This window comes from Trueperella pyogenes (genome assembly GCF_001070855.1).
In the GTDB taxonomy this organism is placed as follows: Bacteria; Actinomycetota; Actinomycetes; order Actinomycetales; family Actinomycetaceae; genus Pauljensenia; species Pauljensenia pyogenes_A.
The window spans coordinates 413,291-427,835 of the sequence record NZ_JVLH01000009.1; the positions used below are offsets into that span (position 1 = coordinate 413,291).

Consider the following 14,545-nt stretch of genomic DNA (forward strand, 5'->3'; position numbering starts at 1 on the left):
GCGTTCAGGATGTCGCTATTTTTGTTTTTATCTCAGCGAAACAGGGGAATAATGCCGCACGCGTGACGCAGGTCCCGTGACACATATGCGAAAAGAATGAAAGAATATGTGCATGACCTACAAACTGGTGCTGCTCCGCCACGGCGAGAGCGAATGGAATGCAAAGAACCTCTTCACCGGTTGGGTGGATGTTCCGCTGTCGGACAAGGGCCGCGCGGAAGCAACCCACGGTGGTGAGCTCCTTAAGGAATCCGGTGTTCTGCCGGACCTCCTGTTCACGTCGATGCTGCGTCGTGCGATTATGACCGCGAACCTGGCACTTGACGCTGCTGATCGTCACTGGATCCCTGTTGAGCGCAACTGGCGCCTCAATGAGCGTCACTACGGTGCGCTCCAGGGCAAGAACAAGAAGGAAATCCGCGACGAGTACGGCGAAGAGCAGTTCATGCTGTGGCGCCGTTCCTTCGATGTGGCTCCGCCCGCAATCGAAGCAGGTTCTGAGTTCTCGCAGGATCAGGATCCCCGCTACGCCGGTGAGCCCGTTCCCATGAGCGAGTGCCTCAAGGACGTCATCGCCCGTCTGCTCCCTTACTGGGATGAGACCATCGTTCCTGCGATCAAGACCGGCAAGACCGTCATGATCGCCGCGCACGGTAACTCGCTGCGTGCGATCGTCAAGCACCTCGATGAGATCTCCGATGAGGACATCGCCGGAGTTAACATCCCCACCGGCATTCCGCTGGTGTACGAGCTTGACGAGGAAACCCTCAAGCCCATCAAGAAGGGCGGCACCTACCTGGACCCCGAGGCCGAGGCGAAGATCGCTGCGGTCGCCAACCAAGGTAAGTAATTTCTGCAATAAACGCGGCGGTTTCGAATTTCGGGACCGCCGCGTTTGTGTTACGCGCGTCCTTGCACAGCTGTTCACCATTCAAAGGCGCAGAAAGTGCGTGAACTGATAGAATATAGACCGCAGTTCAGCTGAAGCGCAGGAGTTTCTTCTATGTCATTTGAGATCGGTCAGACCGTTGTTTATCCTCACCACGGCGCCGCGAAGATTGAGGAAATTTCCACCCGCGTTATTCGCGGCGAAGAGAAGACGTACTTGACTCTGCGCGTAAGCCAGGGTGACCTCACCATTCAGGTACCCGCTGAAAACGTTGATCTTGTCGGCGTGCGCGACGTTGTTGACGAAGACGGTTTAGAAACGGTGCTCTCGGTCTTGCGCGCTCCCTACATTGAAGAGCCCACAAACTGGTCGCGTCGTTTCAAAGCCAACCAAGAGAAGATCGCGACGGGCGATATCGTCAAGGTTGCTGAGGTTGTTCGAGATCTTACTCGCCGTGATGATCAGAAGAAGCTCTCCACCGGAGAGAAGCGCATGCTGACGAAAGCGCGCCAGATTCTCAGCTCTGAACTTGCACTTGCTCGCGATATCGATAAGACCGCTGCGGCTGCGCGCCTTGACGAGGTCTTGGCTGAGGGCTACGATGAGTCCCTCGCAATCGCGGATGACCTCCCGGAAGAAGACACGGAACAAGAGTGACCTCAACATCCCCGGCTCAGGTTTTCGCGGTCATTACTGCGGCCGGATCGGGTACGCGCTTGGGCTCAGATCGCCCGAAAGCTTTGGTTGACCTCGATGGAATGCCTTTGGTTGAGCACGCGCTTAGGAACCTTCATTCCGGCGGCGTCGATTGTGCTGTTGTGACAGCGCCTCCAGATCGTTTTGATGAATTCCAAGCACTTCTGGATACTGCTGAATTTCGCGATATTGTGCGCGTTGTTCCGGGTTCGCCCCTGTCCAGGCAGGCTTCCGTCGCGGCCGGACTCGAGGCGCTTGCCCAGACGGCGGACACTCTGAATGATGACAGCCCCGTCTTGATTCACGATGCAGCCCGCCCTTTGGTCTCCCCTCAGCTGGTTTCTCGCGTGATTGCGGCTCTTCGTGCAGGTGAGCAGGCGGTGATCCCAGGCCTCGCGGTGGCGGATACGCTGAAGAGCTTCCGTGAAGTTCCCGAGGCCTTGGCAGGGCAAGCGCAGGACGCGCGCTATGTTGACGCGACAGTTGACCGCGCGGGTTTGGTTGCCGTTCAGACTCCGCAGGGTTTCCCCTGGAAAGTGATCCGTGAGCTGCATCGGCGTGCCACGGCCTCGGCGAATAGCGAAGCCACAGCGCTCACTGACGATGCCGGGCTTGCTCAGCAGGCGGGAATTCCCGTCCGCATTGTTGCCGGTGAAGGTCGCGCATTGAAGATTACGACGCCAATCGATCTGGTTTTTGCGCGCGCAATCATTGCTGAAGACGCTCGGGCGTGACGACCCTTACTTGTATTTTTTCTTTTTCCTTGCTTCTCCGTGATAGTTTCACTGGTAGGCCTACGGTGGTAGGCATATAAGGAGTGAACATGAGTGAATCGACGACCCCCCAATCGATGGCACCTTCGGAGAAGAAGAAAACATCGATTCTGACGAAGCCGGTCATTGAATGGGCTTTGTGGGACTGGGGTTCGGCAGCATTCAATGCTGTTGCAACGACTTTCGTCTTCTCGGTCTACCTGACCAGCGATGGGACTTTCACCGATAAGGGAACCGCTAGTGATTACCTTTCGTGGGGTCTTTTTGCTGCAGGCATCATCATTGCGCTTCTCGCACCGATTACCGGTCAACGCGCTGATCGCCGCGGAAAAGGCGGTCTTGCCCTGACAGTGTTCACGATCTTGGTCGTTATTTGTCTGGCGCTGATGTTCTTTGTCGCTCCGGAAGGACCTTTGGGGCCGCGCGGAGGCCTCTTCCTTGGCATTACGCTTTTGGGCATTGGCAATATTTTCTTCGAATTTGCATCGGTCAACTACAACGCGATGCTTAACCACCTCTCAACCAAAGAGAATATGGGTCGAATTTCCGGTCTGGGATGGGGATCGGGCTACGTCGGTGGCATTGTTTTGCTGCTGATTCTCTACGTTGGGCTGATCAGTCCCGAGGTCGGATGGTTTGGCATTACCCACGCGAATGGATTGCATATTCGCGTCTCGATGGTGATTGCTGCAGCGTGGATGCTGCTGTCTGCACTGCCTTTGATGCTTCACCCCGTGAAGCCTCGGCATATTGACGAGCACCACGGTGAGCATGAAACTCTGTGGGATTCTTACCGAAAGCTCTGGAGCACGGTGAAGTCCCTGGCGAAGGAATCGCCACACACGCTGTTCTTCCTTGCGGCCTCTGCTGTGTTCAGGGATGGCCTTGCGGGTGTGTTTACCTTCGGTGCGATCCTTGCGGGAACTGCTTTTGGCTTCTCATCTGGCGAGGTGATTATCTTTGCGATTGCTGCAAATGTTGTCGCAGGAATCGCCACTATCGCCATGGGTGCCTTGGACGACATCATCGGACCGAAGCGCCTCATTGTGATCTCGCTGAGCTGCATGGTGATTGCAGGCATGAGCGTCTTCTTCTTGCACAATGGCGGAAAGATTATTTTCTGGACTTTCGGTCTTGCCCTCTGTGTTTTCGTCGGCCCGACTCAGTCTGCATCGCGATCTTTCCTTGGACGCATGATCCCCGAGGGGCGTGAAGGTGAGGTCTTCGGGTTGTATGCGACGACCGGTCGCGCGGTGTCCTTCCTTGCGCCAGCAATGTACGGCATCTTCTTGGCGTTTGGTCGCAATTGGACGCCTGCCGGTGCGGACTACACCTACTGGGGAATCCTTGGCATCATCTTGATCCTTGCCTTGGGATTGGTGATGACTCTCTTCGTTCACCCGGCAAAGGCAAAGATTCTCTGAAGTAGCTTTAGAGCATGCGTGAGGAGAGCTTAGGCTCCGCATTGTTTGTGCACGTGAAACTCACGTGAAGTGCGCTGTCACTTTCGATAGATCAGAGCCGTAGCGCTTGCAGCGATACCTTCACCCCTACCAGTGAACCCGAGGCCGTCAGTTGTTGTTGCTGAAACAGAGACGGGGGCCCCAAGAATCTGGCTCATCGCCTGCGAAGCTTCTTCGAGGCGTTTCATCATGCGCGGACGCTTTGCAATGACTTGAACCGTGACGTTCCCAACGAGCCAACCGGCATCTGCCAGCATTCGGCGGACTTCTTCAAGAAATGCCCTCCCTGACGCTCCTGCCCATTCGGGGCGATCGGTTCCAAAATTTGTTCCGAGATCTCCCAGTCCTGCGGCGGCCAAAAGTGCATCGCAGGTGGCGTGTGCGGCAGCATCGCCATCCGAATGCCCTTCAAGAGGGATTTCTCCCGGCCATTCAAGGCATGCAAGCCACAGCGTTTTCTCCCCGAAATCTGACTGCGGATCTGCAAATGCATGGACATCAATTGCTTGCCCAACCCGGTAGGGGAAAGGAAGCGAAGACATTTCACTCATGCCAGTAGCCTAAATCTCCTGGCGGGCATTTGCGTCTACTTTCTGGCTCTCTGCCCAGAGCGTCTCACATGAAACGGTTCATCCTTCCCCGGCCACCCGCTCACGGTAGGGTGAGAACGTGCGTTACATTTCGACCAGAGATCCCCAGGCCGCTTCCGCCTCCTTCTGCGATATTTTGCTCGCAGGTCTTGCGCCGGACGGTGGGCTCTACCTGCCCGAAACATACCCTCAGCTCAGCGCTGAGCAGCTGAATCGTTGGCAGGATGTGCTTACTCAGCACGGCTACGCCGCGCTTGCTGCTGAGGTACTGTCGCTCTTCATCGATGACATTCCGCGTGAGGATCTTGAAGGTATCTGTGCTCGCGCCTACCGCACCCCCGTATTTTCGGACCCCGAAATCGTGCCGGTTACGTGTGTAAGCACAGAAGAAAACCTCTGGCTTGCCCACCTGTCTAATGGTCCTACGGCTGCGTTTAAAGACATGGCAATGCAGCTTCTTGGTGAGCTATTCGAATATGAGCTGGGACGACGCGGTGATTGGCTGACCATTGTTGGTGCAACCTCGGGTGACACCGGAAGCGCTGCGGAATACGCGCTCCGAGGCCGCTTAGGGCTCAGTGTCGTCATGCTCACCCCCGCCGGACGCATGACTCCCTTCCAGCGCGCACAGATGTTCTCCCTCCTTGACGACAACATTGTCAATGTCGCAGTCGACGGCGTCTTTGATGACTGTCAAGATCTTGTTAAAGCCGTCAACATCGATGCCGACTTCAAACAGCAGTGGCATATCGGTGCGGTTAACTCCATCAATTGGGCCCGTTTGCTGGCACAGGTTGTGTATTACATTGCGTCTTGGCTGCGCATTCGCCTTCAGACAGGCAAGGCTGACCTGCGCCTCAATGTCGTCGTTCCCAGTGGTAATTTCGGCAATATCTGTGCGGCGCATATTGCCCGCCAAATGGGGCTTCCCCTGGAATCTCTGGTCGTTGCGACAAACGAAAATAACGTTCTTGAGGAGTTCTTCCGAACGGGCGTCTACCGGGTTCGAAGCAGTGAAGATACTCTTGCGACCTCCTCGCCTTCGATGGATATCTCGAAGGCCTCGAACTTCGAACGTTTCATTTTTGATTTCCTTGGACGGGACGCGGTCCGCACGCGTGATCTTTTCAACCAGGTTGCCTCGCAGGGTTATTTCGACCTTTCTGGAACCGAAGAATTCGCAAAACTTCAGCAGAACTTCGGCTTCTGCGCGGCCTCGTCCACGCACGCAGATCGGCTGGCCCAAATTCGGCGCACCTGGGAGGAATCGCACTACCTCGTGGATCCACACACCGCCGATGGGGTGCAGGTTGCTCGCCAATTGCGCGAAAAACTTGATGGCCCCGTTGTGGTGATGGAGACTGCGCTTCCCGTAAAGTTCGAAGAAACCATTGCCGAGGCCGTTGGTTTCGTCCCGCCAGTACCGCCCCGTTTCGCGGATATTGAAGGGCACGAACAGAGGGTTGTTGAATTGCCTCGCGACGTTGATGCTTTGAAAGAGCTTATTCGTAGCAAGGTCAAGTCAGAGCGCTAATTTCTTCGTTACACGGTCCCGGAAGTCGAACCGGTCTCCAAATGAAGGTGGCACCCTTTACCATGAAGGTATGAGCCTTCACCTGTACGATTCGAAAACCGCACGCTTGCAGCCACTGAATCCAGTGGTGCCCGGACATGTGGGAATTTACCTGTGTGGTGCAACGGTTCAGGGATCTCCCCACGTTGGGCATTTGCGTTCTGCGGTTGCCTTCGATTCCTTGATTCGCTGGCTCAAGCGCAGTGGTCTTGAGGTGACCTACATCCGTAATGTCACGGATATTGATGACAAGATCCTTCGTAAGTCAACAGAGGCCGGTGTGCCCTGGTGGGCATGGGCACAGCGCTATGAGCGCGAATTTACTGAGGCTTATCACAAGCTCGGTGTGCTTGACCCCACCTATGAACCGCGTGCGACCGGACACATCCCAGAACAGATTGCTCTGATCCAACGCTTGGTCGATCGCGGTCACGCGTACAGCGATGGCGCGGGAAACGTCTACTTCTCGGTGGCTTCGCAAAAGGACTATGGATCGCTGACTCACCAGCGCCTTGAAGACATGCGTACGACCGAAGACGAATCGCAGATCGATTCCGCGACCGAGGCTGGGAAGAAGGATCCGCGTGACTTTGCCTTGTGGAAAGCCGCAAAACCAGAGGAACCCGTAACCGCATCATGGGATTCGCCCTGGGGGAGGGGACGTCCAGGTTGGCACCTCGAATGCTCTGCAATGTCCTACCGCTACTTGGGTGAAGCCTTTGATATTCACGGTGGTGGCATCGATTTGCGCTTCCCTCACCACGAAAACGAACAGGCCCAATCGCACGCTGCGGGATGGGATTTCGCGCAGTTGTGGGTCCATAACGCCTGGGTGACCACCAAGGGCGAAAAGATGTCGAAGTCTTTGGGAAATGTCCTTTCAATTGAGACTTTGACACAGGATTTCCCCGCGGCTGCAGTGCGTTGGGCGCTTTCAACGGTGCATTACCGCAGTGCCATCGAGTGGGGACCCGACACTCTTCCGGATGCAAACGCCGCCTGGGAGAAGTTCTCAGCTTTCGTTACCCGATCAATTGAGGCCGTTGGTGTGGCAAGCCCGGAAGAACTTCAGCTGACTCCGGCTGAGCTCCCCGAAGCCTTCACCAATGCCATGGATGATGATCTCAATGTCGCCGGTGCATTGGCGGCGGTTCATGAGCAGCTCAAACTGGGCAATATTGCCTTGGCTGAAGGGGATACTCAAGCGATTAAGCGCCAGCAAATCCTGGTCCGCTCCATGCTCGATGTGCTCGGGCTGGACCCGGCATCACCCCAGTGGGCAAATGCTGGAGCGGGAGTGTCGGCCTCGGGAGAAGCGGCTGAGGATCCGCAAAACCATGCGCTTGACGTGCTTGTTGGAGCATTGCTTGAGCAGCGTGCTCAGGCGCGTGCTGATAAGGATTGGGCTACTGCCGATCAAATCCGTGATCGACTGGCCGAAGCCGGTGTTCAGGTTGCCGATGGAAAAGACGGAGCAACCTGGAGCCTTGGATAATTCGGCCGGTTCGCGGAGGTGACGAGCATGTGGGTGCGAAACCGATTAGCGCGCGCCCTAGCCGCCCCGATGCGTACCTGACACCGTATGCTTGTGTCAGTTCACGAAGAAACAAGGAGACACGATGGCTGGAAATGATGGACGTCGCGGCGCCGTAAGGAAGCCTGGCTCGAAGAAGGGCCCGAAGGTCGGCACCGGTGGTCACTCGCGCCGTCGCCTCGAAGGTAAGGGGCCAACCCCCAAGGCCGAAGACCGCACCTACCATCCCGCGTTTAAGCGTAAGAAAGCGCGTGAAGTTCGCGAGGCCCAGGAAGCCGCAATTGCACGCGCTCGCGCGAAATCCTCCATCAAGATCGCCGAGGGGCATGAACTCATCGCCGGTCGTAATCCTGTTGCCGAGGCCGCGCGTGCGGGAGTGCCTATCGAACGTGTTTTTGTCCTCGATAACGTTAAAGACGATCGCGTTGAGGAAGTTGTCCGCCTGGCCTCGGGACTGGGCGCACCCGTCTACGAAGTGACGCGCCGCGACCTCGATGTTGCCACCGATGGCGCAGTGCACCAGGGCGTTGCTATCGAAGTGCGCGGTTACGAATACCGCGATGTTGAGGACCTCATTGCAGATTCTTTGCAGCAGCTGGGTATTCCGCTTTTGGTAGCACTGGATCAGGTCACCGATCCGCATAACCTGGGCGCTGTCTTGCGTAGTTCCGGTGCCTTCGGCGCTGATGGTGTGATCATCCCAGAGCGCCGCAGTGCGGGTGTGAATACCACTGCGTGGAAGGTCTCGGCCGGTGCCGCTGCTCGCGTGCCCGTTGCGCGTGCTACAAACCTTGTGCGAGCACTCGAGGACTGCAAGAAAGCCGGGTTCTTCGTCGTTGGCCTCGATGGCGGCGGCGATACTGAACTGCGCGACCTGAAGCTGGCGGATGGACCGCTCGTCGTCGTCACGGGTGCTGAAGGCAATGGCCTTTCTCGCCTCGTTCGCCAAACCTGCGATCAAATCGTCTCAATTCCGATTGCTTCCTCGGTTGAATCGCTGAACGCAGCAGTTGCAACGGGAATTGCCCTGTACGAGGTCGATTCACTTCGTCGCGCTCGCGCAGAAAAGTAGCGCTCATTGCGAATAATGCCCCCTGCCTACGCAGGGGGCATTTCCTTAAATCTTGCCTTTGCGTCGGCGCTTGACATCCCTGTGGATGCAGTAGATGTTTTGCGTCTCTAAGAAATGGTCTTTCGGCAGGTCGTCGGCGTAGAAATACGTTGCACCCCCGCGCAAGAGACCAGTGCTTTGGTATTCCTCTTCAAACTGGTGCAGTGTCACGTATAAGACATCGTTCAGAATCGAGTCATTATTCGCGATGATGTCGCTTGGCGTGCAGAAAAGCTCTGTAAAGAACTCGCCTTCGGCGGATGCGCGGCGTGCGGCAACCAGAATCCGGTTCCTCCCCAGCATCGAACGCTTGAGTTTTTGCGGGAATAAACGTGGCGCGATGTTCACCCAATCATCAGAAATTCCCCACCATAGGAACTCTTTGAGGTCGGAGCCGATGATGATCTCGGTCCCGGTCCACCCGTGAAGGGCAAGCTCCTCCCTATAGCCGGGAGTTTCGCCGCGCGCACCAAAGCGATTCCAAAAATCAAGGCAGCGTCCCACAGCGTGCTCGGGTGATTCATTGACCGGGTACATCGCTGAATAGCGAGCGACCGACGTTGTCAGAATACCGGGATGCTTATTGGGATCTCGGCGTTTAATGAAACCCATTGTTCACTCCTTTGCGGGGGTACTAGGTCAATCATGCCGTGAAAAATTCTCAATTCAAAAACGCATGATCCATTCATGAGTCTTACAGCAGTCTTAGTCATCGCAGCCGTCATTCTCTTTGGCGTGATCGGTGCGGTTGTCCAAGTGTGGCCGTCTTCCCCCTTCGTTGGCGGCGCGATTTTGGTGTGGGCATGGATGACCGGGACACGCAGCGCGTGGATTATTTTCGCTATTTCCGCTGCCATCTTGATTCTGGGAACAATCCTGAAATACATCATCCCCGCCAGAGTAATGACCAAGGCAGGAATTCCCCAATCAACCATGGTGTGGGGAGGTATCGGCGGTTTCGTCGGTTGGTTCATTGGTCTGCCTCTGGGGCTGATTTTGGGCATGATTGCTGCCATCTTCATTGTGGAATATCTGCGTAACCAGGACACTCAGAAGGCTTGGAAGGCCACGGTGGTTGCACTCAAGGCTTTTGGTTGGACCATTGCGATTGAATTGATTGCCGCTCTGAGCGCCGCGACATTGTGGGTTGTCGGCCTGCTGCTCCAGGGTCCCGCTGCAGCCTAAGCAAGGACTGAGGAAAGCGCGGACGAACCGCGACCGCTGCTCAGCGGCCTCGCCCGGAGGTCCCTCTCACCTCGCGCGCTCCTCGGCTAAACTTGAATCCGTTGCGCCCTGCGCACGCAACAACTTCATACCCGCAATGCATTGAAAAACGGAGAAAATATGCCCGCCGTCATCGTTCTCGGCGCCCAATGGGGCGACGAAGGCAAGGGAAAAGCTACCGACCAGCTGGGACAACACACCGATTACGTCGTTAAGTTCAACGGCGGTAACAATGCAGGTCACACGGTTGTTATTGACGGTGAAAAGTATGCGCTTCACCTACTTCCCGCGGGAATTCTCTCCGAGGGTGTCACCCCGATCATTGGCAATGGCGTCGTCGTCGACCTCGATGTTCTTTTCGAGGAACTTGCCGAAATCTCAGGCCGCGGTGTGGACTGCTCGCGACTGCTCATTTCGGCGAATGCACACATCATTCCCGCGTATAACCGCCTGATGGATCAGGCGAATGAGCGTGCTCGCGCTAACAATCAGATCGGCACGACAGGTCGCGGTATTGGCCCGACCTATGCCGACAAGATGAACCGCATTGGCATCCGCATTCAGGATCTTTTCCACCCCGAGGCCCTTCGCGCCAAGGTTGAAGCCGCTCTGGCTCCCAAGAACACGATTTTCGAGGCCGTGGGCTTGCCCACCCTGGACCCCACCGAAGTGACCGATCACCTTCTGTCTTTCGCAGACCGTATCGAACCGATGATGTGCGATGTGTCCTTGGTTGTGAATGACGCTCTCGACCGCGGCGAAACCGTTCTTTTCGAGGGTGGTCAGGCGACCATGCTCGATATCGATCACGGAACCTACCCCTTCGTCACCTCCTCCAACCCGACCGCTGGTGGTGCGCTCGCGGGTGCAGGTGTTGGCCCGACTCGCATTGATTGCGTCGTTGGCGTGGCGAAGGCCTACACGACTCGTGTGGGCGAGGGGCCCTTCCCGACCGAGCTTGATGATGAAGTCGGCGAGGATTTGCGTACGCGCGGTGGTGAGTTTGGCGTCACAACCGGCCGTCCGCGCCGCACCGGTTGGTTCGATGCCGTTGTCGTGCGCTATGCGGCACGCGTGAATGGTTTGACCGACCTGTGCCTGACCAAGCTGGATGTCCTCACTGGTTACAAGGAAATTCCCGTGTGTGTGGGGTATGAACTTGACGGCATTGTCGTCGATGAAATGCCACCGGACCAGGTTGATTTCGCTCGCGCAGTCCCCGTTTATAAAATGGTTCCCGGCTGGAGCGAAGACATCACCGGATGCCGGAGTTTCGATGAGCTTCCCGAGGCCGCGCAGGCCTACATCCTGCGTCTTGAGGAGCTGGTGGGCTGCCGAATTTCCTCGATTGGGGTTGGCCCTGGCCGCGAGGCGACCATTATCCGTTTCCCGCTGTTGGGGGAGTAACCCTCTGCGCAGCGAGTGATTTTTCGAGGCCGACGCCGCGTTCCCATTGTGTGGGGCGCGGCGTTGGTGCATTTCGGGTATAAAAAAGCGCGCACCGAGCCGAAAGCGCCTGTCGGCGCGAAGGCCGCTCGTAGCGGCAGAGGTTGGAGCCCGGGGCTTAACAACTCGGTACGCACCACCGAGCATAGAACACAGCACTGGTCGACGCATTCCGTGCCGCTGAGGCCTCAATTGCAGCCATGTGGGACCATAGAGGAATGGAGCATCTTGAGCCTTCCCCTGCGAAACTGCCCTCGCGCCGCGAGCGCCAACGGCAACGCGCAGCAGCACAAGCGCAGGAAAGCGCTCAAAGTACAGGTGAGAAGCCGGTTTCTACGGGTCGTCACTCACATGAGCAAGATGCGTCTCATCGGACTGCAAAGCATGAAGCCAAGGAATATGACCCCACGCGTGAGCATGTGAGCACTCACACGGGGATTATTCGCATCCGACATGGAGTTCGACATGCTCCGGACACCACGCGCGTGCCCTATGCGATGAGTGAGAGTGAATCAATTAACCCCGCTCTGCGTCGAGGGCTTCACACCTCTGCACTTACCGTTGCAGCTCTTTCGCTGGCGACTTTTGTTCTGTGGTTCACTCCGTGGGAATCATGGGCCTGCTCTTTAGTCGTCGCGTTGGCCTCGTGCTTGCTTGCCGCAGGCTGGCCGTCTCTGACGAATACGAAGGTGACGGTTCCGGCTCAAGTGACCGTCGGCCTCGCCGGCTGCATTGCGGCCTTGGTTGTGACGATCAGTGCTGACTTGATGGCGGCCAGTGCAGTCATGGGCTTAGGGACAGTTGCGGTTGTCGCGGTGGAAGTCTTCACCGCCTCAACACCGCGCGATTACTCTTCCAGCGGTCACGGTTCTTGGGCGACGCGCTCAACGACGGCCTCGTTAATGAGCTCGATTACTGCGCTGCTTGTCGTGGTTTCGGGATCCTCGTGGGTGACGCTTGCATCTTCGCAGGGCTGGAGGATTGCGGTTCCCATCGCCTGTGTGATTGTTTCGTGTACCGTGTGGGGCGACCAGATTGGAGCGGGTTTCCGTTCGCAATCCCTAGGCGCTCTGGGTGCGGCGCTGCTTTCTGGAGTGATCGCCTCGGTAGCGGTGTGGAAACTGGGTCAAAGCGCAGATCTCAGTCCGATCGTTTTGCCCGGGCTTGCGGCCTATTCGGGACTGACAACCGCTGTTGCAATTCTCGGTATTTTTACGGGAATTGCTGTTGCTTTGGTTGTGATTGTTCTGGATGGTTTGATGGGCGATACCGAATGGGCGCGGCCGACGATTGGTGCGATTGCGCGGGGGAGTGCGAAGTTCCTCATGGCCTCGCTGCCGGTGTACATCATGTTCCGAATCGGTGGAATTTAATCCACACTCAGTTCGCAGATGGGGGTGTGGCCGCTTAGGCTGGAGTCATGTTCTCGATTCCAGAAAACCTGCCCCTAGAAATCGCTCCTTTGGCTTGGATGCTTGGCCCGTGGAAGGGCTGGGGAATGCTCAGCATCGACGAAGGTGATGACCAGCCAATTTATGAAGAGGCAGAAGGTACGATCTGCGGAAAGCAGATGAAGCTTGTCACGCGAATCTACTCTGCAACTGCCCGCGAAAGTATCGATCCGATTTGGGATGCGGCCCGCGGTATTGCGGCGCTGGAAATCGGCGAACTGATGCGTGAAGAAACTTTGTACGTCTCCTTGCTTCCCGGTTCCGGTGTGCTGCCTGAACCCGGTCAGTATGAAACCCGTGAAATGGTCGCGCAGGGTGCTCAAAGTGATGGTTACAGCGCTCGCTGGGTTGGTCGTTCCATGGGACCGCGAATTCAGATGGAGACTGATCTGCTGATTCGTGACCCAGAGGCCGCAGAGTTTGAGCGTTTTTCGCGCATGTATGGCCTGGTCGCGGGCGAAATGCTCTGGGCGAATGAACGCCAGGGAAATGACCATGAAAGTCATGTTGAGCTTTCTGGACGACTCATGCGCGTTGACGTCGTCGATGAAACTGAGCAAAAGGATGGCGAGTAAGTGACACAGAGCGAAACGCAGTGGAAGTCTCCTCTGGCGACGCTTCCGGGCGCGGTCGCCCTTGAAGACCTAGAAGGCGATGTCGCTTGTGGTGTAACTGCTCACTACGGTGATCCTTCTGGGGAACAGTGGGCCCTAGAGGCAGGTCGAGCAATTACCGACCGTCCGGACCTAGCTGTTGTCGAAGTGTCTGGTCCTGATCGACTGACGTGGCTGACCTCAATTTCAAGCCAGGTTTTAACGGGAATGGCTCCCGGAGAATCACGCGAACTGCTGATTATGAACCCCCAGGGGCATATCGAGCACGCATGCGGGGCCATCGATGATGGTGAAATTCTCTACCTCATAACCGAGGCTTCTGACGCCCAAGCATTGGCTGATTGGCTCAATTCCATGCGTTTTGCGCTTCGTGTCGAAATGACGATTTCACAGCGCTGGTGGTTGGTTGGAAGCATCGGGGATAGTGGAGTTTCCCAGTGCGATCAGGTCGCGCTGACATGGAATGATCCTTGGCCGGGAGTTGTCGATGGGGGAGCGGCGTATTACCAGGGGAAGCACCCGGGCGAATCACTTACCTTCCATATACACCTTGTCCCAAGGGAGCAAGCCTCCGAATTTTGGCGCGCGTGGAGTGAAGCTGCGCCAAAGCGTCGGGCAGCGGGAATAGCAGCATGGGAAGCAACGCGGATTGCTGCGTGGCGCCCACGTTTGGGACATGAGACTGACGCGCGCTCGATGCCGGCCGAACTGGACTGGTTGCGTACTGCGGTTCACACCAATAAGGGGTGCTACCGAGGACAAGAAGCTGTTGCTCGGATCTTGAACCTCGGGCGTCCCGCAAGGCGCTTGGTCTTCCTGCAATTGGATGGTTCCAGGGGAGATCTTCCAAATCCGGGACAATTCATCGAAGTGGGTGGACGTCGCGTGGGTGTGGTGACATCGGTTGCTCGTCACGCTGATATGGGGCCGATTGCTCTTGCTGTGGTTTCACGCGCGCTCTCACCTGATGTCGTTCTGGACTTGGATGGAATTGCAGCAGCGCAAGAACTTATTGTCCCGATCGACGGGAAGTCCTCGGTGTCACCGAAGGAACGTCCGGGGGCAGAACTGCACAATCCAGATCTGCGCCGGCCAGATGTTCCCGCACTCGGCGGAAAATCAATCGGCGGACGGTAACAGACTCACTCATCTGCGGAATAATCTGCGGACGAACTGGCGGA

At 56.8% G+C, this 14,545-nt stretch carries 14 protein-coding genes; 12 read left to right on the forward strand and 2 right to left on the reverse strand.

The features are described 5' to 3' along the window. The first annotated feature begins 112 nt into the window (after window positions 1–112). From ADG72_RS05285 to ADG72_RS05300, 4 genes are all read left to right on the forward strand, one after another. Window positions 113–850 carry a phosphoglyceromutase gene (locus ADG72_RS05285; RefSeq protein ID WP_048713089.1) on the forward strand — a complete coding sequence of 246 codons (738 nt, stop codon included), beginning with the start codon at window positions 113–115 and terminating at the stop codon, window positions 848–850. A 153-nt stretch (window positions 851–1,003) separates the two neighbouring features. Next, complete coding sequence (locus tag ADG72_RS05290; protein ID WP_009408452.1) at window positions 1,004–1,546, forward strand: CarD family transcriptional regulator; 543 nt, start codon at window positions 1,004–1,006, stop codon at window positions 1,544–1,546. After that, window positions 1,543–2,319: a 2-C-methyl-D-erythritol 4-phosphate cytidylyltransferase gene (gene ispD, locus ADG72_RS05295; RefSeq protein ID WP_048712943.1), complete on the forward strand. Its 777-nt coding sequence runs from the start codon at window positions 1,543–1,545 to the stop codon at window positions 2,317–2,319. Before ADG72_RS05290 ends, ispD begins: the two co-directional genes overlap by 4 nt. A gap of 89 nt (window positions 2,320–2,408) precedes the next feature. Continuing rightward, window positions 2,409–3,782 (forward strand): MFS transporter, encoded by a 1,374-nt coding sequence (locus tag ADG72_RS05300; protein WP_107070844.1) that lies wholly within the window; start codon window positions 2,409–2,411, stop codon window positions 3,780–3,782. A gap of 77 nt (window positions 3,783–3,859) precedes the next feature. On the opposite strand, the gene ispF is transcribed toward ADG72_RS05300, so the two are convergent. Further along, complete coding sequence (gene ispF / locus ADG72_RS05305; protein ID WP_048713093.1) at window positions 3,860–4,363, reverse strand: 2-C-methyl-D-erythritol 2,4-cyclodiphosphate synthase; 504 nt, start codon at window positions 4,361–4,363, stop codon at window positions 3,860–3,862. 127 nt (window positions 4,364–4,490) lie between these two features. Between ispF and thrC the strand changes: the two genes are divergently transcribed. The 3 genes from thrC to rlmB all read left to right on the forward strand — a co-directional run bounded on the left by thrC (window position 4,491) and on the right by rlmB (window position 8,590). Further along, window positions 4,491–5,945, forward strand: a complete 1,455-nt coding sequence (gene thrC, locus ADG72_RS05310; RefSeq protein ID WP_048712946.1) for a threonine synthase — start codon at window positions 4,491–4,493, stop codon at window positions 5,943–5,945. A 70-nt stretch (window positions 5,946–6,015) separates the two neighbouring features. After that, window positions 6,016–7,479: a cysteine--tRNA ligase gene (gene cysS, locus ADG72_RS05315; protein ID WP_048712949.1), complete on the forward strand. Its 1,464-nt coding sequence runs from the start codon at window positions 6,016–6,018 to the stop codon at window positions 7,477–7,479. 124 nt (window positions 7,480–7,603) lie between these two features. Next, window positions 7,604–8,590 carry a 23S rRNA (guanosine(2251)-2'-O)-methyltransferase RlmB gene (rlmB, locus tag ADG72_RS05320; protein ID WP_048712953.1) on the forward strand — a complete coding sequence of 329 codons (987 nt, stop codon included), beginning with the start codon at window positions 7,604–7,606 and terminating at the stop codon, window positions 8,588–8,590. A 45-nt stretch (window positions 8,591–8,635) separates the two neighbouring features. Here the strand turns inward: rlmB and ADG72_RS05325 are convergent, their stop codons facing one another. After that, a complete protein-coding gene (locus ADG72_RS05325) occupies window positions 8,636–9,241 on the reverse strand; it encodes a hypothetical protein (RefSeq protein ID WP_239667668.1) in 606 nt (201 codons plus the stop codon). A 75-nt stretch (window positions 9,242–9,316) separates the two neighbouring features. Between ADG72_RS05325 and ADG72_RS05330 the strand changes: the two genes are divergently transcribed. The 5 genes from ADG72_RS05330 (at window position 9,317) to ADG72_RS05350 (ending at window position 14,501) form a co-directional block, all read left to right on the forward strand. Beyond that, on the forward strand, window positions 9,317–9,814 hold the full coding sequence (locus ADG72_RS05330; RefSeq protein ID WP_048712956.1) for a DUF456 domain-containing protein: 498 nt from the start codon (window positions 9,317–9,319) through the stop codon (window positions 9,812–9,814). A 159-nt stretch (window positions 9,815–9,973) separates the two neighbouring features. After that, window positions 9,974–11,260 carry an adenylosuccinate synthase gene (locus tag ADG72_RS05335; RefSeq protein ID WP_048712958.1) on the forward strand — a complete coding sequence of 429 codons (1,287 nt, stop codon included), beginning with the start codon at window positions 9,974–9,976 and terminating at the stop codon, window positions 11,258–11,260. 257 nt (window positions 11,261–11,517) lie between these two features. Next, a complete protein-coding gene (locus ADG72_RS08820; protein WP_239667669.1) occupies window positions 11,518–12,672 on the forward strand; it encodes a hypothetical protein in 1,155 nt (384 codons plus the stop codon). A gap of 47 nt (window positions 12,673–12,719) precedes the next feature. Continuing rightward, window positions 12,720–13,325 (forward strand): FABP family protein, encoded by a 606-nt coding sequence (locus tag ADG72_RS05345; protein ID WP_048712961.1) that lies wholly within the window; start codon window positions 12,720–12,722, stop codon window positions 13,323–13,325. After that, on the forward strand, window positions 13,326–14,501 hold the full coding sequence (locus tag ADG72_RS05350) for a YgfZ/GcvT domain-containing protein (protein WP_048712964.1): 1,176 nt from the start codon (window positions 13,326–13,328) through the stop codon (window positions 14,499–14,501). Window positions 14,502–14,545 lie beyond the last annotated feature (44 nt).

Excerpts from the sequence above, each read along its gene's own strand:
- ADG72_RS05285 (WP_048713089.1), top strand. The coding sequence starts at position 113 with ATGACCTACAAACTGGTGCTGCTCCGCCACGGCGAGAGCGAATGGAAT.
- ADG72_RS05290 (WP_009408452.1), top strand. The coding sequence starts at position 1,004 with ATGTCATTTGAGATCGGTCAGACCGTTGTTTATCCTCACCACGGCGCC.
- ADG72_RS05300 (WP_107070844.1), top strand. The coding sequence starts at position 2,409 with ATGAGTGAATCGACGACCCCCCAATCGATGGCACCTTCGGAGAAGAAG.
- ispF (WP_048713093.1), bottom strand. The coding sequence starts at position 4,363 with ATGTCTTCGCTTCCTTTCCCCTACCGGGTTGGGCAAGCAATTGATGTC.
- cysS (WP_048712949.1), top strand. The coding sequence starts at position 6,016 with ATGAGCCTTCACCTGTACGATTCGAAAACCGCACGCTTGCAGCCACTG.
- rlmB (WP_048712953.1), top strand. The coding sequence starts at position 7,604 with ATGGCTGGAAATGATGGACGTCGCGGCGCCGTAAGGAAGCCTGGCTCG.
- ADG72_RS05325 (WP_239667668.1), bottom strand. The coding sequence starts at position 9,241 with ATGGGTTTCATTAAACGCCGAGATCCCAATAAGCATCCCGGTATTCTG.
- ADG72_RS05330 (WP_048712956.1), top strand. The coding sequence starts at position 9,317 with ATGAGTCTTACAGCAGTCTTAGTCATCGCAGCCGTCATTCTCTTTGGC.
- ADG72_RS05335 (WP_048712958.1), top strand. The coding sequence starts at position 9,974 with ATGCCCGCCGTCATCGTTCTCGGCGCCCAATGGGGCGACGAAGGCAAG.
- ADG72_RS08820 (WP_239667669.1), top strand. The coding sequence starts at position 11,518 with ATGGAGCATCTTGAGCCTTCCCCTGCGAAACTGCCCTCGCGCCGCGAG.
- ADG72_RS05345 (WP_048712961.1), top strand. The coding sequence starts at position 12,720 with ATGTTCTCGATTCCAGAAAACCTGCCCCTAGAAATCGCTCCTTTGGCT.